The 24247-nt window shown below is 73.9% G+C and carries 14 protein-coding genes; 5 read left to right on the plus strand and 9 right to left on the minus strand.

Going from position 1 to position 24247, the window contains the following annotated elements; all coding sequences use genetic code 11:
* Nucleotides 1–2: 2 nt before the first annotated feature.
* From CLV43_RS07940 to CLV43_RS50315, 6 genes are all read right to left on the minus strand, one after another.
* Entirely contained in the window at nt 3–6422 is a 6420-nt protein-coding gene (locus tag CLV43_RS07940) for a non-ribosomal peptide synthetase (protein WP_106186397.1), read from the minus strand.
* Nucleotides 6419–7600 carry a cytochrome P450 gene (locus CLV43_RS07945; protein ID WP_170155739.1) on the minus strand — a complete coding sequence of 394 codons (1182 nt, stop codon included), beginning with the start codon at nt 7598–7600 and terminating at the stop codon, nt 6419–6421. Before CLV43_RS07945 ends, CLV43_RS07940 begins: the two co-directional genes overlap by 4 nt.
* Nucleotides 7597–8586: a pyridoxal-phosphate dependent enzyme gene (locus tag CLV43_RS07950; RefSeq protein ID WP_106186399.1), complete on the minus strand. Its 990-nt coding sequence runs from the start codon at nt 8584–8586 to the stop codon at nt 7597–7599. The genes CLV43_RS07945 and CLV43_RS07950 overlap by 4 nt, the downstream gene beginning before the upstream one ends.
* Before the next feature lie 38 nt (nt 8587–8624).
* Nucleotides 8625–9470, minus strand: coding sequence for a formylglycine-generating enzyme family protein (locus CLV43_RS07955; protein WP_106186400.1), 846 nt, complete (start codon nt 9468–9470; stop codon nt 8625–8627).
* Nucleotides 9471–9479: 9 nt separating this feature from the next.
* Complete coding sequence (locus tag CLV43_RS07960) at nt 9480–11129, minus strand: DUF885 family protein (protein ID WP_170155740.1); 1650 nt, start codon at nt 11127–11129, stop codon at nt 9480–9482.
* Between the two features lie 218 nt (nt 11130–11347).
* Entirely contained in the window at nt 11348–11725 is a 378-nt protein-coding gene (locus CLV43_RS50315) for an MbtH family protein (protein ID WP_106186402.1), read from the minus strand.
* A gap of 662 nt (nt 11726–12387) precedes the next feature.
* Here CLV43_RS50315 and CLV43_RS07970 point away from each other — a divergent pair.
* The 3 genes from CLV43_RS07970 to CLV43_RS07980 are packed head-to-tail and all read left to right on the plus strand — an operon-like array spanning nt 12388 to nt 15588.
* Nucleotides 12388–13293 carry a cupin-like domain-containing protein gene (locus CLV43_RS07970; protein WP_146174685.1) on the plus strand — a complete coding sequence of 302 codons (906 nt, stop codon included), beginning with the start codon at nt 12388–12390 and terminating at the stop codon, nt 13291–13293.
* A 15-nt stretch (nt 13294–13308) separates the two neighbouring features.
* Nucleotides 13309–14559 carry a diaminobutyrate--2-oxoglutarate transaminase gene (gene ectB / locus CLV43_RS07975; RefSeq protein ID WP_106186404.1) on the plus strand — a complete coding sequence of 417 codons (1251 nt, stop codon included), beginning with the start codon at nt 13309–13311 and terminating at the stop codon, nt 14557–14559.
* A 60-nt stretch (nt 14560–14619) separates the two neighbouring features.
* Nucleotides 14620–15588, plus strand: a complete 969-nt coding sequence (locus tag CLV43_RS07980) for a ParB/RepB/Spo0J family partition protein (RefSeq protein WP_106186405.1) — start codon at nt 14620–14622, stop codon at nt 15586–15588.
* A 3-nt stretch (nt 15589–15591) separates the two neighbouring features.
* Here CLV43_RS07980 and CLV43_RS07985 read toward each other — a convergent pair whose 3' ends face one another.
* From CLV43_RS07985 to CLV43_RS47650, 3 genes are all read right to left on the minus strand, one after another.
* Nucleotides 15592–16344: a thioesterase II family protein gene (locus CLV43_RS07985; RefSeq protein ID WP_106186406.1), complete on the minus strand. Its 753-nt coding sequence runs from the start codon at nt 16342–16344 to the stop codon at nt 15592–15594.
* Nucleotides 16345–16379: 35 nt separating this feature from the next.
* Nucleotides 16380–17693: an MFS transporter gene (locus CLV43_RS07990; protein ID WP_106186407.1), complete on the minus strand. Its 1314-nt coding sequence runs from the start codon at nt 17691–17693 to the stop codon at nt 16380–16382.
* Between the two features lie 275 nt (nt 17694–17968).
* Nucleotides 17969–18127 carry a hypothetical protein gene (locus CLV43_RS47650; RefSeq protein ID WP_170155741.1) on the minus strand — a complete coding sequence of 53 codons (159 nt, stop codon included), beginning with the start codon at nt 18125–18127 and terminating at the stop codon, nt 17969–17971.
* A gap of 208 nt (nt 18128–18335) precedes the next feature.
* On the opposite strand from CLV43_RS47650, the gene CLV43_RS07995 reads away from it, so the two are divergent.
* Both CLV43_RS07995 and CLV43_RS08000 read left to right on the plus strand, forming a co-directional pair.
* The gene (locus CLV43_RS07995) at nt 18336–19349 is read left to right on the plus strand and encodes a ketoacyl-ACP synthase III family protein (protein ID WP_170155742.1); all 1014 of its coding nucleotides are present in this window, start codon (nt 18336–18338) and stop codon (nt 19347–19349) included.
* Nucleotides 19350–19395: 46 nt separating this feature from the next.
* Nucleotides 19396–24174 (plus strand): non-ribosomal peptide synthetase, encoded by a 4779-nt coding sequence (locus CLV43_RS08000; protein ID WP_146174686.1) that lies wholly within the window; start codon nt 19396–19398, stop codon nt 24172–24174.
* Nucleotides 24175–24247 lie beyond the last annotated feature (73 nt).

A 24247-nucleotide genomic window follows, 5' to 3' on the forward strand; every position in this document is an offset into this window, starting at 1 on the left:
GGTCAGCTCCTCTCGGCGGGCAGCACGTCGGCGGTCGGCAGCAGGTCGGCCAGCGGGACGTCGGCCGCGGTGGTCAGGGCGCGCAGGGTGGTGCGCACCCGGCGGGCCAGGTCCGCGACCCCCTCCGCGTCGAACCGCTCCGTGCGGTAGCGGTAGGAGACCTGGTAGCCGTCGTCGCGGGCCTCGATGTCGACCAGCAGCGGGTACGGGGCCGCGCCGGTGTCCAGGTCGGTCAGCTCCAGGTCGAGGCCCGCCAGCTCGACGGGTCGGCCGGGTGGCTGCATCACGAGCATCACGTCGAACGGGGCGCCGTCACCGCCCGGCGCGGGCGTGAGCAGCGGCACGAGGTCCTGGAACGGCACGTTCGCCGAGCGGTAGGCGCGCAGCGCGGCGTCGCGGACGCCCGCCAGTGCCGTGGCGACCGGTTCCGCGGGCGCCACGTCCACGGCGAGCACCGAGACGTTGAGCAGCGGCCCGACGACCTGCCGCCACTCCGGCCGGTCGCGCTGGGCGATCAGCGTGCCGAGCATGACCAGCTCGCGCTCGGAGCCGCCGCTGTGGGTCAGCGCCGCCAGCGCGGTCGCGAACACCATGTACGGCGTGGCACCGGTGCGGCCCGCCAGGTCGCGCACCGCGGCGGCAGGCTCGGCGTCGAGCAGGTCGACGTGCTTGGCGGCCTCGGCCCCACCGGGGGTCGGCGGCACCGCCCGGTCCGGCAGCGGGGACCGCGCGGCCGGGCGACCGGTGACGTCCCGCCAGAGCGCGGCCAGCTCGCCGCGGTCGCGACCGGCCCACCAGGACCGCTCGTCGTGGCAGTAGTCGGCGAACCCGTAGGCGGGCACGGCCGCCGGGAGCGGTCGGCCGGAGGTGAGCCGGTCGTACCGGTCGGCCATGTCGGTGAGGAACACCGTGAGCGACCAGCCGTCGCAGACGATGTGGTCGATCGTCACGAACAGGCCCCAGTCGCGGTCGCCCAGCCTGGCCAGCAGGGCGCGGAAGGGCAGCTCCTGGCGCAGGTCCGCGACCACGTCCGCCTCGTCGGCGACCAGCTGGTCGAAGACCTCCTCGCCGAACTCCGCGACCGGGCCGCGCAGGTCCACGCGGTCCAGCTCGAACTCCTCGGCGGGCCGCGCGGTCCAGGTGAGCTCGCCCCCGTCGGTGGTGAACCTGGCCAGCAGCACGGGATGCGCGGCGAGCGCGGCCCGCAGCGCGGTCTCCAGCGCCTCCTCGTCCAGCGCGCCGCGCAGCCGCAGCACACCGGGCATGTTGTAGGTCGGCCTGCCGGGGTCGATCTCGTGCAGGAACCAGAACCGCTGCTGCGCGGCACTCGCGGGCACCGGCCGGGTCGGGTCCACGGGCGCGTGGTCCGCGGTGGACGCACGACCCGCCGTCGCCGGGTCGGCCCTGCGCACGGCCGCGACGAAGTCGCGCAGCCGCGGGTTGGCGAACACCGCGTCGACCACCAGCCGCACGTCGAGCAGCTGGTTGACCCGGTCGATCAGGGCGAGCGCGAGCAGCGAGTGCCCGCCCAGCTGGAAGAAGCTGTCGTCCCAGCCGACGGCGTCCCGCTCCAGCAGTCCGGCCCAGAGCGACCGGACCGTCGCGGCGAGCGGGTCGTCCAGGTCGTTCCCAGTGGTCGCGGACGCCTCGGGTGCCGCGAAGTCGAGCGACCGGTAGTCGACCTTGCCGTTCTTCGACCGGGGCAGCACGGGGACCGCGGCGATGATCGTGGGGATCATGTGCCGCGGCAGCAGCTCGGCCAGCAGGGCGCGGAACCGCTCGTCATCGTCGATCCCGAGGACCTGCGCCCGCTCCCCCGCCGGGGTGCCCGGCCGGGCCACGTAGCCGACCAGCGACGCGCCCGCGGGTCCGTGGTGGACCTTCACCGCCGCCTCGACAACGTCGGGGCACTCGCGCAGTGCGGACTCGACCTCACCGGCCTCGATGCGCTGGCCGCGGATCTTGATCTGGGTGTCGGCCCGCCCGAGGAACTCCACGTCCTCGTCGGCGTTGACGCGGCCGAGGTCGCCGGTGCGGTAGAGCCGTCCGCCGGGCGTGGTCGCGTACGGGTCGGGCACGAACATCTGGGCCGTGCGCCGGGGGTTGCCGCGGTAGCCGCGGCCTACCGCGCCGCCGCCGACGTGCAGCAGACCGACCACACCGGGCGGCACCGGCACGAGGGTCTCGTCCAGGACGTGCACGGTGGTGTTGGCCAGCGGCTTGCCGACCGACGTGGTCATCGGGCCGTCCGGCCCGGCCGCGCACAGCCCGGCGGTGACGTCGTCGGTGCACTCGGCGGGCCCGTAGGCGTTGTGCACGGGGATCGCGGGCAGCTCGCGGACCCAGCGCCGCAGCACGTCGTGGGTCAGCGTCTCGCCCGTGGACAGCATCACCCGCAGCGCCCCGTGGTCCTCGCCCAGGCCCGCGTCCAGCAGCGCCATGATGTTGGACGGCACCAGCTCCAGCATCGTCACGCCGCCGTCGACCGTCGCGCGCAGCAGGCTCGCGGGTGACTGGGAGTCCGGCTCGGGCACGATCCGCACCCGGCCGCCGACCATGATCGGGGTCAGCAGCTGCCACACCGAGATGTCGAAGGACACGGGCGCGGTCTGCGCCACGCAGTCGGCGTCGGTGAGGCCGAAGTGCTCGGCCATCTGCCACATGTGGTTGGTGACGCCGTAGTTCGTGGAGACGGCGGCCTTCGGGACACCGGTCGAGCCGGAGGTGTGGATGATCGTCGACGCGGCGTGGTCCGGGCAGATCCGCGACGGGCGTTCGGTGCTCGTCCCGGAGGCCAGCTCGGCGAGGTCGAACACCTCGCGGTCGCCGAACAGGCCGCGGCCGGACGGGGTGGCGATGACCGCCGCCGGGTCGACCGCGTCCACCATCGCCTCGGCGCGGCGGGGTGCCTCGCGCGGGCTGATCGGCACGTAGGCGCCGTCGGCCTTGTGCAGTCCGATGACGGCGACCAGGTAGTCGACCGACCGGTCCGCGCTCATCACGACGGCGCGGTCGACGCCGACGCCCGCGGCCAGCAGCCGGTGCGCCACGTGGTTGGCGCGCGCGTCCAGCTCCGCGTAGGTCAGCCGCACCCGGCCGTCGTCGGCGGCCACGGCGTCGGGCGTGCGGTCCACCCACTCCTCGAAGGAGTCCAGGTAGTTGCCGGGCCGCAGCACGTCGGGGCCGATGCCGCGGTCGACGAGGACGGCGGCCACGTCGGCGGTGAGCAGGGGCAGTTCCCGCACCAGGGCACCAGGGCGGTCGCCGATCCCGGCCAGCAGCGTCGCGAGCGTGCCCGCCACCTGCTCGACCTGCGCGCGGGAGACCACGGCGGGGTCGTACTGCAGCTGGAGGTCCAGCACGTCCCCGCGCACGGCCGCGTTCAGGCCGAGGTCGGACTGCGTGGTGTGGTCGGGCACCGGGTGGCCGTGCAGGGTCGCGGCGCCGGCGGGCAGCGCGGCGTCCTCGTCGCCCATCACCACGCCCGCCGCGTCCGGTCCGCCGGGCAGCGCGGTGGTGTAGCAGGTGAACATGGCCTGGAACAGCGAGGCCTTCGCGTGCTCGCGGTCGGGGTTGCGCAGCCGGACGATGTCGGCCAGCGGCAGGTCCGCGTGGTCGAGCACGTCCAAGAGGTGGACGTGGGTGCCCGCGGCGAACTCGGCGAACGGCCGGTCCGACCGGTAGGTGGAGCGGACGGGCACGACGTTGACCAGGTAGCCCACCCACTCGGCCAGGGCGCGGTCGGTGCGCCCGGCGGTCGGCACGCCGACGATGAGGTCGGCCTGGCCGGTCAGCCGGTGCAGCAGCACCTGGTAGGCGGCCAGCAGCACGTTGTGCAGGGTCAGCCCGCGCTCGCGGGCGAACTCGGCCAGCCGGGTGCCGTCCACCCGGAACGACAGCGACTCGCGGGCCGCGTCGGGCTCCGGTTCGCCGAGGTCGGGCAGCCGCAACGCGGGCAGCTCGCCGTCCAGCTCGGCCCGCCAGAAGTCGGCGAGCCCGGCCTCCCGGCCCACCGTCCGCCGCACCGGGGACAGCGCGGGTCGCGGTGCGGGCGGTTCGCCGGACAGCTCGGCCGCGAGGTCGGCCACGACGATCGCGAACGACGACACGTCGCACACGATGTGGTGCAGCGACAGGGCGAACACCCAGTCGTCGGTGCCGCGGAGCAGGGCGGCCCGCAGCGGCGTGCCCCCGGCGAGGTCGAACGGGCGGGTCGCGAAGTCCTGGTACCACTCGGCCCGGCGGACCTCGTCCCACGACCGGGCGTCGACCTCCTCGACGTCCACATCGGACTCATCGCGGAGCGCGGCACGCGGGGAACCGTCCACAGTGGTCACCGCGAGCCGCAGGCTCGGGTGCCGGGCGACGACCGCGGACAGCGCGACGCGGAACGCGGCGGGGTCGACGGTGCCGGTGACCCGGAACGCGCGGGTGACGTTGTAGTCGCCGCTGTCGGGGACCGCGCGGTGCAGGAACCACAGCGCGAGCTGGGCGGGGTTGAGCTCGTAGCCGTCGACCGCGCCGCCGGTGCGGGTGCTCGGGGAAGCGGCGGCCGCCACGGCGGCGAGGTCGGCGATCGAGTCGGCCCGCAGCGCCACCGTGGGTGCCAGCTCGACGCCGAGCGCGTCCTCCAGGTCGTGGCGCAGCCGCGCGGCGGTGAGCGAGTCGGCACCCAGCTCGGCCAACGACGTGTCGGGTGACGGCGGTTCGGACAGGCCGAGCACGTCCCCGAGGTGCGCGCACAGCGCGGCCGTCAGCGAGTCGGTGGCCAGGCGTTCGGTGAGCGAGGACGTGCGGCCGGTGAGGGTGTCGTCGAGCAGGACCGGCAACGCGCCGTCGAGGTGGCGCTGCCGGGCGGCGTACCGCTGGACCTTGCCGCTGGAGGTCTTGGTGATGGTGCTCGGCGGCACCAGCAGCACCGTCCGCGCGGTGACGCCGTGGACGCGGGACAGCGTGGCCCGCACCCGCCCGGCGATCTCGCGGTACCGCTCGGGCGGTGCTCCCGCGCGCAGCTCCTGGCACACCACGACCGCTTCGTCGCCGTCGTCCTCGACGCCGAACACGGCGGTCCGACCGGGCCGGACGTCGGGGTCGCAGGTACCCGCGTCGGCCTCCAGGTCCTCGGGGTAGATGTTGCGGCCCCGCTGGACGACCAGGTCCTTGCCGCGGCCGACGACGAACAGCTCGTCGCCGTCGCGGAAGCCGAGGTCGCCGGTGCGCAGGAACGGCCCGAACGCCGCCCCTCCCCAGTAACCGGCGCCGTTGCTCCCGCCCGACACGACGATCTCGCCGACCTGCCCGGCGTCGACCTCGGTGTCGGTCTCGCGGTCGAACACCCGCACGTCGGCGTGCTCGGGCATCCGGTAGGCCACCAGCTCGCGGCCCTCGTCGAAGGTGCGCGAGACGGTGGGCGCGACCGTGGTCACGAGCAGCGTCGCCTCGGCGAGGCCGTAGCAGGGCAGGTGCGCCTCGGAGCGGAAGCCGTTGCCCTGGAAGGCCTCGGTGAACGCGCGCAGGGTGCGCGGGTAGACCTGGGCGGCGCCGTTGAACGCGACCCGCCACGACGACAGGTCGAGCCCGGCCTTCTCCTGCTCGCCCATCTTGCGCACGCACAGGTCGTAGGCGAAGTTCGGGCCGCCGCTGATGTCCGCGCGCTCGGCGCTGATCGTCTCCAGCCAGCTCGCCGGGCGGCGCACGAACGACAGCGGGTCGAGGATCACGCCCTTGCCGCCGGTGTGCACGGGCTGGAGCATGGCGCCGATCAGACCCATGTCGTGGTGCAGCGGCAGCCAGCTGACGATCGTGGAGTCCGGCGTGACGCCGAACGAGCGCTGGATCGCGGCCTCGTTGTGCATGAGCGCGCCGTGGGTCACGACCACACCGCGCGGGGTGCTGGTGGAACCCGAGGTGTACTGGAGGAACGCGACGTCCTCGGCCGCCGCGACGGGCAGCCCGGCGCCGTCGTCGTCACCGACCCCGAGCTGGTCGACGAGCAGCCAGTCCTGCGCCGAGGCGAACCCGCGCAGCTCCTCGTCACCTGCCAGCAGCAGGTCGTGCAGGAAGGACAGGGAGACGACCAGGGAGATGTCGCAGTCCCGCGCGACGTTGAGCACCCGCCGCCGCGCGCCCTCGTCCAGGGGCAGCGGCACGGGCACGGCGATCACGCCCGCGGCGAGGCAGCCGAGGAACGCGGGCGCGAACTCGGGGGCCGTGGGGAACAGCAGCAGCACCCGGTCGCCCGCGCGCACCTTGTCGGTCAGCGCGCGGGCCACGGCGAGCGACCGCGCGCGCAGGCCCGCGTAGGTCAGGTCGACGCGGTCGCCGCCGCCGACGGGCGCGATCGACAGCGCCACCTTGTCGGGGGTGTTCCCGGCGTGCTCGGTGAGCCTGCCGAACAGCCCGCCCCTCGTGAACCCGGTCATGCCGCCTCCCGCCAGTCGAACCGGACGGCCGCCTCGCTGGCGCCGAACATCAGCCGCGGGTCGAGCAGGCGGGTGCCCGCCGGGTCGACCGAGAAGCCGGTGGTGGAGTCGAGCAGCATCCGCAGCGCGATCCGGATCTCCATCCGGGCCAGCGGAGCGCCGAGGCAGAAGTGGATGCCGTGCCCGAACGCGATGTGCGGGTTGGGCGAGCGCGCGATGTCGAACACGTCCGGGTCGGCGAAGACCCGCGGGTCGCGGTTGGCCGCCGCGAACCAGACGGCGACCTGCTGGCCCGCCGGGATCACGTGGCCGCCGACGACGACCTCCCGCGTGGTCTTCCGGTCCACCCTGGTGGTCTGGTTGCGGAACCGCATGATCTCCTCGGTCGCGCTGTCGAGCAGCTCGGGCCGCTCCCGCAGCTCGGCGAGCGCCCGCGGGTGCTGGGACAGGACGATGACCGCGTTGGTCAGCGTCATGGTCGTGGCCTGCCCGGTGGACATCAGCAGCGCGACCAGTCCGGCGATCTCGTCGTCGCCGAGGCGTTCACCGTCCACTTCGGACGCGATGAGCCCGCTCGTCAGGTCGTCGGTCGGCGCGGCGCGCCGCCTGGCGATGAAGCGGTGCAGGTACGCCTCCGCGATCTGGGTCTGGGTCAGCACCTTCTGCAGGCCGTTCTGCTCCACGCTCGGGTCGGCCAGCGCGAGGAGGTTCTTGGACCACTCCCGGAAGAGCTGGTGCCCCTTGTCGGGGATGCCGAGCATGCGCGCGATGGCCGTGGCGACGATCGGCGAGGCGAACTCGTCGACGTAGGCGACCTCGGAGCGGCCGCGGATCACCGACATGAACGTCCCGACGGTCTCGCGGACCATCGGTTCGAGCCCGGCCACGTAGCGCGCGGTGAACGCCTGGTTCACCAGCGCCCGCAGCTGCCGGTGCCGCGGCGGGTCCATCCAGGTCAGGTTCCCGGTGCGGTAGAGCCGCATCGGCGAGTCGTCGGGCACCGGGCGCACGACGTTGTTGGAGAACGCGCCGTGGTTGCCGAGCACCTCCTTGACCTCGGGGTAGCCGAAGACGTGCCAGCCCCCGCCCGCGTCCCGCTGGACGGGGTCGCGGCCGTGCAGCCACTGGGTCAGCCCGGCCTCGTCGGCGGGCGGCGGCGTCCACACGCTTGTCGTCACGCGTTTGCTCCCTTGGTCACGACCGGTGTGAGGTGTTCGGCGACCCAGCCGTCGGCGTAGACCGTGTCGGCGTACGGTTCGCCGCCGTCGGCGCACAGGAACGCCACGACCGGTTCCGGGCCGGTGCGCCCGGCGAAGTACTGGGTGATGGCGGCGTAGACGCAGCCCGTCGAGCCGCCCGCGTAGATCCCGTGCTCGCGCAGCAGGGCCCGGCACCCGGCCACCTCGTCCACTTCGGACAGCACGAGGACCTCGCCGATGCGGGCGGTGTCGACCAGCGGCGGCCGGATGCTCGACCCGATGCCGGGGATGAGCCGCCTGGCCGGTGGGGCGCCGAAGATCGCCGACCCGTCGACGTCGACGGCCACCACCTTGGCGTCCGGGCGCGCCACGCCGAGCCTGCGCGACAGCCCGTTGATCGTCGCACCCGTGCCGACACCGACGAACAGGTAGTCGATCCGCCCGAGGTCGGCGAGCAGCTCCCCCGCCGTCAGCTCGTAGTGGCCGCGCGCGCCGTCGGGGTTGGCGTACTGGTCGGGCCAGTACACGTCCGGCAGCTCGGCCCGCAGCCGGGCCACCCGCGCGAGCCTGCTCAGCAGGTAGCCGCCCGTGCCGTCGGGCTCGGTGACCTTCTCCACCCGCGCGCACAGCCGCCGCAGCGTCCGCTCGGTGGCCGCGTTGACGTTCGGGTCCAGCACCGGCACGAACGGCACGCCCAGCGCGTCGAGGAAGGACGCGAGGGAGAGCGCGAAGTTGCCGGACGAGGACTCGACCACGGTGGTGTCCCTGGTGATCTCCCCGCGCCGCACGGCCTCGCGCAGGATCCAGATCGCCGCGCGGTCCTTGGAGCTGCCGGTGCGGTTCTCCGACTCCATCTTGGCGTGGAGCCGGATGCCGGGGTGGGGCAGGCGGACGACACGGGTGACGGGCAGCTCGCGCAGCAGCGCGTCCGCCCGGTCCAGCAGCGTTGCGTCGATCCGTGCCATCCGCCCCCCAGGTCCTCGGCGTCCTCCTGTCGTCGTCCTCAGCGGGAGCAGACGCGGAAGCCCATGTCGTGGCAGCTGTAGTCGGGCAGGTTGTAGATCCGCACCCACGCCGCGCAGCCGCGGGGGTCGCAGTTGTTGTAGAAGGAACCGCCGCGGATCACGCCGAGCGCGATCTTGCCCTCCCTGGTCTTGATGACCTTGGCGGGCTTGTTCTCGTCGAACGGGTACTTGTGGTAGCCGTTGGACATCAGCTCCCACACGTTGCCCGCGAGGTCGTCGACGCCGTAGGGGCCCGACGACTTCGGGTAGGCGCCGACCGGGGTGGTGTCGCCGACGTTCATGGTGTGGTTGCAGTGCTCGGCGGTCGGGTCCTCGTCGCCCCACGGGTAGATGCGGCCGTCGGTGCCGCGGGCGGTCTTCTCCCACTCGGCCTCGTTGGGCAGCCGGGTGCCGGACCACTCGCAGTAGGCGAGGCAGTCCTGGTAGCTGACGTGCGTCACCGGGTGGTCCTCCTTGCCCTCCACCGAGGACTCCGGGCCGCGCGGGGTACGCCAGGAAGCGCCGTCGACCACCTTCCACAGGTGGTCCTGGTCGGGGACGACGACGGCCGGGTCACCGATCCACACCCAGCTCTTGCCCGCCTTCTCGGCGGTGGTCTCGTAGCCGGTCTCGGCGGCGAACCGGGCCCACTCGCGCACGGTCACCAGGCGGCGGGCGATGTGGAACTCCGGCACGTCGACGGTGTGCGCGGGTCCGGAGGCGCTGAGCTTGCCGTCCTCGCGCGAGTCATCGGAGCCCATCGTGAAAGGTCCACCTGGGACGGTCACCCAGTAGTCCGCGGGGAACTCGACAGGGGACATCACGTCGGCCGTCGTCTTGGTCACGGGTTCTCCTTACTCGGTTGCGGATGCGGCCGCGACGGGCTGGCCGTCGAGGTAGTAGCGCCGCACTGCGGACAGCGGCGCGCTGCCGCAGCGCGTCACCCTGTCGTGGAAGGCCTTCAGGTCGGCGGTCGAAGCGCCGGCGCCGGACAGCTCGCGCCACCGGCGGATGTGCAGCTTGCCGATGGTGTACATGGCGTTGTGCGGGTCGGCGACCACGGCGAGCACCTCGCGGGTCGCGCGTTCCGGCGACCAGCCGCACAGCTCGACCGCGCGCAGCACGGCGGGGCCGAACCCGCTCCGTCCGGAGTGGACGGACAGGAAGGCTAGGGCGCGGGTGGCCGCCTCCAGCGCGAACCGCAGGGCGGCGACCTCGACGAGCGGGCGCCCTTCGGCCAGCCCGCGCTCGATCGCCAGCTCCTCGGTGTAGTGCGCCCACCCCTCGGTGGTGCCGGGGAACCACGGCACGCACCGGCGGATCAGGCCCGCGGCACCGGCGGTGGCCTCGTGGTGCAGGTAGTGGCCGGGGAAGACCTCGTGCACGGCGATCATCTCGAGCATCGGCTCGTTGAGGTAGTCGCGCAGCGCCGCCGGGTCGCGGGGCTCCGGCACGTGCAGCACGTGCGGCTGCGGCACCGCCTCCAGCGGGCCGCCGATGTCGAAGCCGACCGCCGCGGAGGTCGACCGGTCGCGCGCGGGGCGGATGTCGAGCCCCTGCGCGCTGGTGACGGTGACGACGTCCTGCTCGGTCCAGAACCCGCGCAGCCGCTCGACTATCCCGGTCAGCGCGGCGACCACGGAACCCTCCGGGACCCTGGCGCTCAGCAGCTCGTGCAGCTCCGGCCGGTTCCGCGCGCCCAACCGGGTGGCCAGCGCGTCCAGGCGGGCGACCAGGCCGACGACCTCGGCCTCCACCTCGGCGAGCAGCTCGTCCACCGGGACGTCGATCCCCTCGGCGGCCGCCAGGTGGGCGGCCAGCAGCTCGGGGCCGAGGACGGCGCGCACCGGCTTGGTGGCCGCGACCGCGGCGGCGAAGTCGGCGCACGCGGCACCCGCCGCGCCCGCCAGGTCCGGGAGCGGACCGCCGGCCAGCTCCGGTCGGTCCGCGACGAGCCGGGCGACGAGGTCCGGAATGGACACCGCCTGCGCCTTGGCGTTCTCCACGCCGCTGATCCGCTCGCCCGCGGGCAGTTCGGCACCAAGGGTGCCCGCCGCGGCGGCGAGGAAGTCCGGGAGCTGCGCGAGGTGGCTCGTCAGCGCCGCGACGCGCTCCTCCAAGGGCGCGTAGTCGCCGCGCAGGTAGACGTGCACGCCGGTCTCGGCGAGCCAGTCGCCGGGCCCGCGGTGGGGCCTGCCGCGCTCGACCACGCGGAACCGCTCGTCGGCGAGCACGCCCGCCGCGGTGGCGAGGTCCGCGCGCACCTCGGGGTCCGCGTCCTCGGGGAGCGCGTCGAGGCGAGCGGACAGCCTCGCCAGCAGACCATCCACATCGGACGGTGAGTCGGGGACGACGTCCGGCAGCCGGGCGTCGAGGTCGTGGCGGCCCGCCCGCCTGCCGACCTGCGGGTACCGCTCGAAGACGTGGTCGACCACGGCGGAGACGGGGTCCGGGCCTGCGCCCGTCGTACCGCTCTGCGCCGTGCCGCTCAGGTGGGACGACAAAAGGGGATGCTCCACAACTACGAGATCAACGGCGCGCACGGGTCGACCGCGGGATGCGCGGTCGACGCGGTGCCGGACCGGTCCGACCCGTTTCCGGGACGACCACTACCACTCTTCGCGGAAATCCGCCGCACGGGCGGTCCACGGGTCGCGCCCGCGCCCGGCCGGTGGTAAGGGGCCTGGGCGGAGGGGAACCCGGTGGGATCGCGGTCGCCGCACTAGGCCTTGTCGGTGCCCGGCGTGGGTTCGACGGCTTCCTCGTCCTCGCTGTAGATGACGTCGTCGTCGAGGTTGGCGAGCATGTCGCGCAGCTCCTCGGGCGACATCGCCTTCAGCTCGTCGGCGTCCACCAGCTGCGACAGGACCATACGACTTCCTTGCGCGGCAACGGTTCCGGCGTTCTCCAGCGCCTCGCGCACGCTCTTGGGCCGCATGTCCGTCCAGACCCGCTCGATGTGGTCGAGGCACTCCTCGCGCGAGCGCGACCCGCCTTCGGCCGTCCAGCCGACGGGCAGCTCGCGCCCGGCGGGCCAGATCGAGTACTGCTCCTCGCCGTTGACCACGACCAGGTATTCGGCGCTCTCGTCGTCGAACATCAGTTCCGAGATCCTCCATACGGCCGTTTCCGACCCCGCAGCGATTGAGGACGTGCCACGGGCAGGGTCCGCCGGCGGATTTCAACCGCAGCCTCCCCAGACGGCCGGTCGAACCCAGTTTGCCCATGGCTCAATGCATCCCAAGCTAGTTCGCGAGCCGCGGAACTGTCAAGGCTACGGCTTCCCGCAGCGCCGTCGCGGCGCACCGCGCGCACGGGTGGGCGGACGCCCACCGACCAGCGCGCGGCTCGCCTCGGGACGGTCGCAGTCGGACGGTCCCGCGCACCCAACTCCCTGTGGTCGCAACAAGATCACCATTCCCCTATCCGTCGGGGAGCGTGTACGGTCGCCGATGTCGGAGCGGAGACTTGGGGGTCCAGCTTGACGACGAGTTCCTGCCTGCCGTGCATCCACGTCCTCGAGATGCCGCGCACGGGCACAACCCGAACGGGTACGACCGCGGTGTCCGAAGTGGACACCGCACAGCACGTCGCGGGCGCCGGTCGGCTCCGCGCCGCGGCTGCCGACCGCACCGGCCCGAGTGGCCAACCACCGCGACCGACCCGTCCCGAGCGAGCACGTCCCGTGCCGCGAGGACGGGCGGTGCCGGTCGCCCCTGCCCGCGTGCGCCAGGTCGACGCGGACGACGTGAGGAGAAGTCAGTGACGTCGACGGCCCGCCCGACTCCGGTTCCCGTGGACGTGCGGACCGAGCTCAGCCCGGAGGAGTTCCGCGCCGAGTACGCCGGGCGCAAGCCGGTGGTGATGCGCGGCGCGGTCGCCGACATGCCGGCGGTGTCCACCTGGTCGGCGGACCACCTCGGCGCGGTGGCACCCGACCAGGAGGTGCGCATCAAGGTCGGCACGGTCTCCGAGGGCCGCACCGGCGTGGTCCGGCTCGCCGACTACGCCCGCGAGCTCTCGGAGTGGGAGGCCAAGGCCGCCGCGGTCGACGACCCCGGCGACCCGCCCGGCTACCTGCACGACGTGCCGCTGCTGACGATGCTGCCGGAGCTGCGCCGCGACCTGGAACCGTTCCCGGTCGAGTACTTCCCGCCGTTCTTCCGCCAGGAGTGGTGGAAGTTCACGCAGTTCTTCGTCGGGCCCTCGCGCGCGCTGACGCCGCTGCACTTCGACACGCTGCTCACCCACAACCTGTTCTTCCAGGTGCACGGGTCGAAGCGGTTCGTCATGGTGGCCGACGCCGAGCGCGACAAGTGCTACACGCACAGCTGGCGGTGGGCCTCGGTCGACCCGGAGGCGCCGGACCTCGAACGCCATCCGGCCTTCGCCGACGCGACGGTGCTGACCTGCGACGTCGAGGCGGGCGACATCTTCTACATGCCGCCCGGCACGCTGCACAAGGTCACCTCGTTGAGCGCGTCGGTGTCGTTCAACATCGACTGGCACGACCGCGCGAGCGCGCTGCGGGGCATCACCGCCGTGCGCCAGGGCATGCCGCTGCGCAACCTGCGCTACAACCTGCTGTTCGCGCTCGGCGTGGTCGCCGGTCTGCCGCGGGGCGTGGTGCTGCCGGGTCTGCGCTCCTACTACTCCTACATCTCCTAGCGAAATCGGTCTCCGTTGAGCATCTTCGAACAGCACGAGTCGAACGTGCGGTCCTACAGCAGGCGCTGGCCGGTCGTCTTCTCCCGTGCCACCGGCAGCCACCTGCACACCGAGGACGGCGGGCGCTACCTCGACTTCTTCGCCGGAGCGGGCGCGCTGAACTACGGGCACAACAACCCGACCCTGAAGAAGGTCCTGCTCGACTACGTCGGGAACGACGGCGTCACCCACGCCCTGGACATGTTCACCACGGCCCGGCGCGACCTGCTGGAGGCGCTGGCCGAGGTGGTGCTCAGGCCGCGGGGCATGGACCACAAGGTCGTGTTCCCCGGCCCCGGCGGCGCCAACGCGGTCGAGGCCGCGCTGAAGCTGGCCCGCACGGTCACCGGCCGCAGCGGGGTCGTGCACTTCACCAACTCCTTCCACGGCGCGACGCTCGGCACGCTGTCGGTCACCGGCAACTCCCAGCACCGCCGCGCCGCGGGCCTGCCGCTCACCGGCGCGACCCCGATGCCGTTCGACGGCTACGACGGGCGGCACGCGCCGGACTACCTGGCCCGGCTGCTGGCCGACCCCGGCAGCGGGCTGGACCGCCCGGCCGCGGTGATCGTGGAGACGGTGCAGGGCGAGGGCGGGGTGAACGTGGCGAGCCCGGAGTGGCTGCGCGCGGTCGCGGACCTGTGCAAGCGCCACGAGATCCTGCTGATCGTCGACGACGTGCAGATGGGCTGCGGCCGCACGGGTCCGTTCTTCAGCTTCGAGGACGCGGGGATCGTGCCGGACCTGGTGTGCCTGTCGAAGTCGATCAGCGGGTACGGGCTGCCGCTCGCGCTGACCCTGGTGCGGCCGGAGCTGGACGTGTGGCGGCCGGGCGCGCACAGCGGCACGTTCCGCGGCGTGAACACCGCGTTCGTCACCGCGACCGAGGCGCTGCGCACCTACTGGACCGACGACGCGCTGGAGAAGTCCACGCGCGCCAAGGGCGAACGGGTCGGGGACGCGCTGCAGGGCATCGTCGACGCCAACGCGGGAGCGGACCTGTCCGCCCGCGGCCGCGGCCTCGTCCAGGGGCTCGTGGTCGGCGCGGGGCTGGCCGACGAGGTGTCCGCCGAGGCGTTCGCACGGGGCCTGCTGGTGGAGACCTCCGGTCCGCACGACGAGGTCGTGAAGCTGCTGCCGCCGCTGACGGTCTCCGACGCGGAGCTGGCCGAGGGGCTCGAGATCCTCGCGGAGTCCACGCGCGTGGTGCTCGAACGGGCCGGGTGAGCCCGATGCCCGTCGAACCGATGTCGAGTCCGGTGGTGAGCCGGTGATTGGAAGTCTTCCGTGGCCTCGCAGAACGGCGACCCCGTGACGCAACAGGGGGAAGTCCACGACCTGCCCCTCGACTCGTTGCGCACCTCGCGGTCGCCGCGGCTGGAGGGCCACAGCCCCGACCACGTCCGGGTGCTGGCGCAGGCGCAGGAGCCGCTGCCGCCGATCCTGGTGCACCGCCAGTCGATGCGGATCATCGACGGCACGCACCGGGTGGCGGCGGCCAGGCTCCGCGGCGACCGGACGATCCGCTCGCGGTTCTTCGACGGTGACGAGCGCGAGGCGTTCGCGATGGCCGTGCGGGCCAACATCGCGCACGGCATGCCGTTGACGCACGCCGACCGGGTCGCCGCGGCCACCGAGATCGCCCGGTCCTACCCGAACTGGTCGGACCGGGCCGTCGCGTCGGTCGCGGGGCTCAGCGCCGCGACGGTGGCGGACATCCGGCGCAGGACGGCGGGCCGGGAACCGCCGGAGGCCAAGCGCACCGGGCTGGACGGCAGGCTCAGACCGGTGGACCCCGGCGCGGGGCGCGAGCGGGTGCGGCAGATGATCCGCAGGTCGCCGTCGGCCTCGTTGCGCCAGCTGGCCAAGGAGGCGGGCGTCTCGCCGAACACCGTCCGCCGGGTCCGCCAGCAGCTGGAGTCGGAGCCGCCACCCGAGGCCGTGGAGCCGCCGGTGCTGCCCGAACTGGGCTCCTCGAAAGACGTGCCCACGCCCACGGTGGACACCGCGCTGCGCTGGCTGAGCCAGGACCCGTCGGTGCGGCAGACCGTGGCGGGGCGCTCTGCGGCCCGCTGGTTCTTCTCCAAGGTCGTGCGGCCGGGCGAGGGCGAGAACGTCATCGACGCCCTCCCACCGCACACCGCGCACATCCTGGCCAAGGTCGCGCGCCAGTGCGCAAGCGCGTGGGACGAGCTGGCGCTCGCCCTGACCGCCCGTGCCCGTGAGGGCGAGCGGACCTCCAAGGCGGGGTCCTGACCCTCACCCCGTCGGCACGGCCGCGCGCAGGTGCTCGGTGATCACCGAGCCGACGCCGTCCCACTGGCCGGTGAGGTAGAAGTGCCCGCCGGGGAAGACCTCCAGGTCGAACCGGCCGGTGGTGTGCCGTTCCCAGCCCGCCGCGTCGGCGACCGGGACCCGGTCGTCGTCGTCACCCGTGAGGGCCACGACCGGGCACGCCACCGGTCGGCCGTCGGGCCGGTAGCCCTCCAGCGCCTTGAGGTCGGCGCGCAGCACGGGCAGGAACAGCTCGCGGATGTCGGCGTTGTCCAGCAACCGCTCCTCGGTGCCGTTGAGCGCGGCGATGTCCGCGATCAGCTCCCGGTCGGTCGCGGTGTGCGGGAGCTCGGGGTCGGCCTGCCCCGGCGGTCGCTTGCTCGACGCGAACAGCACCCGCGGCGCGATCCCCTCGGCCTCCATGCGCTTGGCCACCTCGAACGCCACCAGCGAGCCCATGCTGTGCCCGAACAGCGCCACCGGCCGGCCCAGCGCGGGCAGCACGGCGGCGAACGTGCGCTCGACCAGCTCGGCGAAGTCGGCGACGAACGGCTCGCCCGCGCGGTCCTGCCTGCCGGGGTACTGCACGGCCAGCACCTCGACCGCGGGGGACAGCGCCATCGCCATCGGCCGGTAGTAGCTGGCTCCCCCGCCGGCGTGCGGCAGGCACACCAGCCGGACCGCCGCGTCCGGCGCGGACCGGTAGCGGCGCACCCACTTGCGCTGGTCGTCGGTCATGGTTCCTCGTCCTCCGTCGGTCACCGCTGGGGTCCTCAGTCGGCCACGGGCTGCGGTTCGAGAGCGGGCCTGGTCTCCTGCCCCGGTCCGACGATCCGGCCATCGGACAGCCTGCGCACCGCGCGGATGCCCGGCACGAGCGCGGTGAGGCCGAGCGGGACGATGATGAGCGCGGCGGCGAGCACCAGGGTGGACGTGTTGCCGGTCCGGATGGCCAGCGGACCCACCAGTGCCAGTCCGATCGGCGCCGCAACCGTGGAGATCAGCCAGTCATAGGACTCGACCCTGGACAGCACCGGTCCGGGGATCAGCTGCTGCATCGAGGCCCGCCAGAGGGCGTCGAGGAACATGCCGCCCACGCCGCTGACGAACGCGGCCACCGCGACCACCACCAGCGGCATCGGAACCGCGAGGGCCAGCAGCGGCAGTGCGGTCAGCGCGAACGCCAGGTTGCCCGCGAGCAGCGGCCGGGACGGCTCCACCCGCAGTGCCACGACACCGCCGGTGATCGCGCCCACAGCCATGCTCGCGGCGATGAAGCCCCACGCCGACGGGCCGCCCAGCGACTGGTCGGCGATGACCGGGCCGAGCACGAAGTAGGCCACCACGGCCAGGTTCTGGAACATGTGCGCGACCAGGTTGAGGCAGAGCCACTTGCGCGCGGCCAGCTCCGACCAGCCCTCGCGCAGGTCGGCCCAGAACGACCCGGTGACCTCGACCGTGCGCGGGGCCAGCCGCAGCATCCCGAGGAAGACGGCGCTCACCACGAAGGTGACCGCGTCGATCGCCAGCACCAGGCCGGGACCGACGAGCGCGATGGCGAGCCCGGCGAGGGCGGGGCTGACCACGTTGAAGAAGCTGTAGCAGGACGACATCAGCGCGTTGGCGCGCTGGAGCTGGTCCGGGGGCACGATCTCGGCCATCAGGCCGCTGGAGGCGGGCCCGAAGAACGCCTGCGCGGAGCCGAAGACGACGGCGCCCGCGGCCAGGTGCCAGACGTGCGCCTGCCCGGTCAGCAGGAGCACCGCGAGGACGGCCTGCACGGCCGCGCGGATCACGTCGGAGGTCAGCATCACCAGCTCGCGGCGCAGCCGGTCGCCCCAGACCCCGCCGACCAGCGTGAAGACGACCTGCGCGCCCACCTGGCCTGCCATCACCAGGCCGATGTCGGTGACCGTGCCGCCGACCGCCAGCACGGAGAACACGAGCGCGATCCGGGTCATCCCGCCACCCGCGGCGGAGACGGCGTGCCCGGTCCACAGGATCCGGAACGCCCGCAGCGAGAACGGCGACAACGTCCGCGCCAGTGCCCGCCGTGCGCCGGACCGGGCCTCGGGCCGGTCTTCCATCACATGCTCCCCGCACTCGGTACTCGTCGTCGCGCACGTCGGCCGGTCGTGGCTGTGGGAGGACTTCCGCGCACGCGGCCGACCGCGGCGGCGTGGATCACCGCGGACCGTAGCGGCGGCCGCTCCCACGCGGCAACGCGTGCACGTGGTGGCGGGGTCCGGGCCGGAGTCGTCGCGGGCGGGGCCGTGGAACACGACGAGCGGTGTGCAACTGCCCGGTCAGGGCAGTTGCACACCGCTCGGGAACGCCCTCGGGGGTGCGGTCGCGGGGCGCGTCACGCCTCCGGCTTGGCCGCCGTCAGCTCCGTGCCCTCGCCGCCGTCCTCGTCCTCGGCGTAGATGACGTCGTCGTCGAGGTTGGCGAGCATGTCGCGCAGCTCCTCGGGCGACATGGCCTTGAGTTCGTCGGCGTCCACCAGCTGCGAGAGAACCATGCGACTTCCCTTTGCTAGGAGTGAACCGGCGCCGTCCGTGGTCGCGGTCGGCACGGTTCGGTTCACCCAGGAACGTAGGACCGCTTCCCTTGCCTGTCAAGGCGAGCGCGCGGCACGGGCCGCGCGGTCCGCCCGGACCCGGAACGCCCGCACGTCGGGTAGGGTCGGCGCCACTCTCCACAACCTTTGGGGGCAAAGGGGGTTCGGGTTGCGGTGGACCGGTATCCACGTGATGTCCAGCGCGTTGGCGGTGGGCGACATCGAGAACGTCTCGCTGGCGGTGGCCGACGGGCGCTACGACGACGAGCTCGCCGCGGCGCACGACTACGCGTCGGTGTCCTCGGCGGAGGACGCGCACCCGGTGGAGATGGCCGTGCGGGCGGGCACCCTCGCCCTCGAACGGTCCACTGTGGATCCGATGTCCGTCGTCCTGCACGCCCACACCGGCAGCACGCCGCAAGGACCGGACGACGTGGTCCCGGCCGCCTACGTGCAGGGCAAGACGCTCCCCCACCCCGTGTTCACCGTCGACGTGCGGCAGATGTGCAACGGCGCCTTGGCCGCGCTCCAGCTCTCGGCGGCGTATCTGACCGCGACCGGTCCCGGCACGGCGGCGCTCGTGACGACCTCGGACCGGCACGGCGGCCCCGGCGTGAACCGGTACCGCCTCGACCCCGGCGGCGTGGACGGCGACGGCGCGTCGGCCGTCGTGCTGCGCAACGGCCCCGGCCCGCTGCGGCTGCTGTCGACCTCGGTGCTGGGTGACGGCAGGTTCACGACCACGACACCGCTGGACCCGGCGGACTTCCCCGACCGGCGCGCGTTCCTGATGGCCCACCGCAAGCGGCTGTTGCCGATGCTGCGGTCGATGTCCGCGCTCGAACAGGAGTGCGTGGCGCAGGCGCTCGCCGACGCCGACGCCAAGGCGGAGGACGTGGCGCGCTGGGTGTTCCCGAACATCGGCGCGAACATGGTCGACCACGAGGTGCACGAGAGCCTCGGCGTCGACGAGTCGCGGACGACCTGGGACTGGGGCCGCACGGTGGGACACCTCGGTTCCACCAACCAGTTCGGCGGCCTGACCCACCTCACCGAGACCGGGGCCGTGCGCCCCGGCGACCTGATCGCGCTGTGCGCCAGCGGAGTCGGCTTCAGCTACGGCTGCGCCGTGCTCGAGGTGGTCGACCCGCCCGCGTGGGCGGCGGACGCCACGACGGCGTGAGCGGCCCACGACCGCTGTGCACACCGCCGAACCCGAACGGATCCCGATGACGAACGCCAGTCCCGTGCCCGACCGGCTCGCCGAGGTCGCCGCCCGGCGGCCGGACTCCGTCGCCGTGCGCGACCGCATCCGCGCGCTGACCTACGCCGAGCTGGACGACCGGGTCTCGCGGGTGGCCGGCGGACTGGCCGCGCGCGGGGTCGGTCCCGGTCATGTGGTCGGCGTGTGCCTGGAGCGCGGCGTGGACCTGGTCGTCGTCCTGCTCGCGGTGTGGCGGGCGGGTGCGGCTTACCTTCCGGTCGACCCCGGCCACCCGGCCGAGCGGATCGCCCACGTGCTCGGGGACTCCGGCGCCTCGCTGGTGGTGACCGACGCGCCCAGCGCGACCGCGACCGCTTCGTCCACTGTGGACAAAGCGCTGCTCGACGCCCTGCCGTCCGCCGAACCGCTGCCGTCACGGGCGTCGGCCGCCGGGCTGGCCTACCTGATGTACACCTCGGGCTCCACCGGGCGGCCGAAGGGCGTCGCGGTCCGGCACGCCGCGGTGTCGGCGACGCTGGCGGCGCTGGTGGAGCGCCCCGGCTTCGGCGCGGACGACGTGCTGGTGGCGGTGACGACGGCGGCGTTCGACATCTCGGTCGTCGAGCTGTTCCTGCCGCTGCTGGTGGGCGGCGCGGTCGTGGTGGCGGGCCGCGAGGACGCGGTGGACCCGACCCGGCTGGCCGGGTTGCTGGCCGACGGCGCGACGGTGCTGCAGGCGACGCCCGCGACGTGGCGGCTGCTGCTGGACGACGGGTGGTCGCCGCCGCCGGGGTTCCGGGTGTGGTGCGGTGGCGAGGCGATGCCCGCCGACCTCGCGGACCGGTTGGCGCGCATCGGGTCCCCGGTGTGGGACCTGTACGGCCCGACCGAGACGACGATCTGGTCCGCGGTCTCCCGGCTGGGTCCGGACGGCGTGCTCACCGACTGGGCGGACCTCGCGGGCGAACGGGTCGTGGTCCTCGACGACACCTTCGCCCCGGCCGAGCCCGGCAGGGTGGGCGAGGTCTGCATCGCGGGTTCCGGGCTCGCCGACGGCTACCCCGGTCGGGCTGCGCTGACGGCCACCCGGTTCGTGCCCGCGCCGGGTGGTGCGCGCTGGTACCGGACCGGTGACCTGGGCCGGGTGCTGGCGGACGGCCGGGTGGAGCTCCTCGGCCGGGCCGACCACCAGGTGAAGATCAACGGGCACCGGGTCGAGCTCGGCGAGATCGAGGCCCGGCTGGCCGCGCACCCGCGGGTGCGGGCGGCGGTCGTCCACCCGAGGGCGACGCCCGCCGGCGGGACCCGGCTGGTCGGATACCTGACCGGTGCCGCGGTCGCGGCCGACGACCTGGTCGCGCACCTGCGCGCGGTGCTGCCGGACTACATGGTGCCCTCGGACTTCGCCTGGTTGAGCGAGTTCCCGCTCAACAGCAACGGGAAGGTCGACCGCGGCGCGCTGCCCGACCCGTCCCGGCGGGCGCCCTATGCGCCGCCGACGACCGAGGACGAGGCGCTGGTGGCACGGGTCTGCGAGGACGTGCTCGGCCTCGCCGGTCTCGGGACGGCCGACGACCTCGTCGCGCTCGGCGTCGACTCGCTCGCCGCCGTCCGGCTGGTGTCGGCGCTGCGCGAGGCGACCGGGGCGGCGCCGTCGGTGGCGGACGTGCTGCGGGCCCGGACGGTCGGCGCGGTCGCCGCGCTCCCCCGGCGCGGTGCGACCGGTCTCGTCGGCGCGGACGCCGGTCCGCCGCTGACGACGTCCGGCCAGCGCGCGCTGTGGTTCCTGCACCAGCTCGCTCCTGGGGACGACCCGTACGTGGAGCCGTGGGCGGTGCGCCTGCGCGGCCCGCTCGACCCGGCCGTGCTGCGGGAGCGGCTGCGCGCGGTGCTGGAGCGGCACGAGCCGCTGCGGACCCGGTTCCCCGTGGTGGACGGGGAACCCGCGCCCGTGCTCGACCCGGTGCCGGACGAGCCGTTCACGCTGTCCACCGCGGACTCGCCGGACGCGGTGGCCGACCTCCTCGCCGCGGAGCCGAAGCGGCCCTTCGACCTCGCCGACGAGCCGCCGTTCCGCGCGCACCTGCTCCGGCTCGCCGACGACGACCACGTGCTGGTCGTGTCCATCCACCACATCGCCTGCGACGGCCTGTCCCTCGACGTGTTCGCGGCCGAGCTGGCGTCCACACCGGACACCGCGCTCACGGCCCGGTACCGGGACTTCGCGGCGTGGCAGCGGACCTGGCTCGGCTCGCCCGAGGCCGCCGCGCAGCTCGACCACTGGCAGCACGCGCTCGCCGACCAGGACCGGGCGCGGCTGCCCACCGACCGCCCCCGCCCCGAGGTCCGCGACCACGACGGCGCCGCGGTCTCCTTCACCGTGCCCGCCGACGTGGTGGCACGGCTGGACGAGCTGGGGTCGGCGCACGGCGTGACGGGCTTCGTGCTGCACCTGGCGGCGTTCCAGGCGGTGCTCGCCCGGTACTCGGGCGGCCACGACGTCGTGGTCGGCACCCCGACCTCGGGCAGGCCGCACGCCGGGCTCGCCGGGCTGGTCGGGTACTTCGCGAACGTCGTGGTGGTCCGCACGGACACCGGCGGGAACCCGACGTTCGCCGAGCTCCTGGACCGGACGCGGGTGGCCGTGCTCGACGCGCTGGAGCACCAGGACGTGCCGTTCGACCGGGTCGTGGACCGGGTCGCGCCGGGCCGGTCGCTCGGCGACAACCCGCTGTTCGACGTGTCGTTCAGCTACACCGTCGCGGACCCGCCCGTGCCCGACGTCGCGGGCGCCGCGGCGCGGCGGCTGCCGGTCCCCCGCCGCACCGCCAAGTTCGACCTGCTGCTGGACCTGGTGCGGCAGCCGGACGGCACCGTGATCGGCGAGGTCGAGTACGCCACCGCGCTGTACGACCGGGCGACCGCAGACCGGGTCGCCCGCGGGTTCCGGACCCTGCTGGCCGCCGTCACGACCACCGACCGCCCCGTCGCCGAACTCCCCGTGCTCACCGACGACGAGCGGCGGGAGCTGAGCGCCTTCGCCACCGGGCCGCACACCGACCCCGGAACCCTGCTGCTGCACGAGATCGTCGAACGGGTCGCCCGCACCAGCCCCGACGCGGTGGCGGTCGTCGCCGCGGACGGGCGGAGCACGACGTTCCGCGAGCTGAACGCCTCCGCGAACCGGCTGGCCCGGCAGCTGGTCATGCGCGGGGTCGAGGCGGAGGACGTCGTCGGCGTGGTGCTGCGCGACGGTCCCGCCCTGCTGACCGCGCTGCTCGCGGTCCTCAAGGCCGGTGCCGCGTACCTGCCGCTCGACCCGGACGACCCACCGCTGCGGCGGTCCGCGCTGCTGGCCGCCGCGTCCGCGCGGCTCGTGGTGACCGGCAGCCGACTGTCCGATGTGGACGTACCGCAGGTGCTGACGGGCGACCCGACCATCGCGGTGCACTCCGACCACGACCTCGGGCTTCGGCTCCCCGCGGGCGCGCTGGCCTACGTGGTCTTCACGTCCGGGTCGACCGGCACCCCCAAGGGCGTGCAGGTCGAGCACCGCAACATCGTGAACTACACGACCTGGGCGCGGGAGGCCTACCGGTCCACGCGCGGTGCGGGCGCCCCGCTGTACTCCTCGATGGCGTTCGACCTGCCGGTCACCTCGGTGTTCCCGGTGTGGGCGGCGGGTGAGCCGGTCGTCTGCGGCGGGGACGGGCGCAGCGCGGAGAACCTGGTGGGGCTCGCGGGCCGGGGCGGGTTCGGGCTGGTCAAGCTGACGCCGTCGCACCTGGCGGTGCTCGACCAGGCGCTCAGCCCGGACCAGGTCGCGACGGCCGCGGACCACCTCGTGGTCGGCGGCGAGCAGCTGCACGGCCCGGTGCTGGCCACCTGGAGGGAGCACGCGCCGGACACGATCGTCGTCAACGAGTACGGCCCGACCGAGACGACGGTCGGGTGCACGTGGTTCGCGACGCGGGCCGGTGACCTCGCCGACGGGGTCGTGCCGATCGGCACCCCGGTGGCCAACACGACGGCACGGGTGCTCGACGCGGCCCTGCGGCCGGTCCCGGTGGGCGTGCACGGCGACCTGTGGGTCGGCGGCGCGCAGGTCACCCGCGGCTACCGCGACGCGCCCCGGCAGACGGCGGAGCGGTTCGTCCCCGACCCGTACGCGGCGGTGCCGGGCGCGCGGATGTACCGGACCGGCGACCTGGCCCGGTTCCGCGCGGACGGCGTGCTGGAGTACGCGGGCCGGTCGGACGACCAGGTGAAGGTGCGCGGCTACCGCGTCGAACCGGCCGAGGTGGCGGCGGCGGTGACCGCGCACCCGGCCGTGGCGGATGCGGTCGTGGTGGTGCGCGACGGCATGCTCGTCGCGTACCTGGCACCGCAGGACGTGGACGTGGCGGCCGTGCGCGAGTCGGTGGCGCGGCGGCTGCCCGCGCACCTGGTCCCGGCCAGGTGGGCGCCGCTCGCGGCGCTGCCGCACACCCCGAGCGGCAAGGTCGACCGCAACGCCCTGCCCGCGCTGCCGGAGAACGCGCCGGTGGCCCGCCGCCGGTCGCCGGTCGAGTCCGGTGTGGCGGAGGTGGTCGGCGCGCTGCTGGGCTACGACGACCCGGACCTGGAGGAGAACTTCTTCGACATCGGCGGCGACTCGCTGCTGGCCATGAAGGCGGTCAGCAGGCTCAAGGCGCGCTACCCGGTGCAGCTCACCGTCATGGACATGTTCGCCACCGCGTCGATCGCGGAGCTGGTGATCAGGATCGAGTCGAAGCTCGCCACGGCGGCCGACCAGGCCGGTTAGCGCGCCCGCACGGGCTGTGCCAGGCTGGCCGGGACGTGGTGGCCGGTAAGGCTTCCCGTCGGTCCTGTACGCC

Origin of the sequence: Umezawaea tangerina (genome assembly GCF_003002815.1) — a bacterium.
Taxonomy (GTDB): Bacteria; Actinomycetota; Actinomycetes; order Mycobacteriales; family Pseudonocardiaceae; genus Umezawaea; species Umezawaea tangerina.

Bases quoted from the DNA above. Each gene is read 5' to 3' on its own strand.
- CLV43_RS07985 (WP_106186406.1), bottom strand. From the start codon at position 16,344: ATGACCGACGACCAGCGCAAGTGGGTGCGCCGCTACCGGTCCGCGCCG.
- CLV43_RS07940 (WP_106186397.1), bottom strand. From the start codon at position 6,422: ATGACCGGGTTCACGAGGGGCGGGCTGTTCGGCAGGCTCACCGAGCAC.
- CLV43_RS50315 (WP_106186402.1), bottom strand. From the start codon at position 11,725: ATGTTCGACGACGAGAGCGCCGAATACCTGGTCGTGGTCAACGGCGAG.
- CLV43_RS07950 (WP_106186399.1), bottom strand. From the start codon at position 8,586: ATGGCACGGATCGACGCAACGCTGCTGGACCGGGCGGACGCGCTGCTG.
- CLV43_RS08000 (WP_146174686.1), top strand. From the start codon at position 19,396: ATGACGAACGCCAGTCCCGTGCCCGACCGGCTCGCCGAGGTCGCCGCC.
- CLV43_RS47650 (WP_170155741.1), bottom strand. From the start codon at position 18,127: ATGGTTCTCTCGCAGCTGGTGGACGCCGACGAACTCAAGGCCATGTCG.
- CLV43_RS07990 (WP_106186407.1), bottom strand. From the start codon at position 17,693: ATGGAAGACCGGCCCGAGGCCCGGTCCGGCGCACGGCGGGCACTGGCG.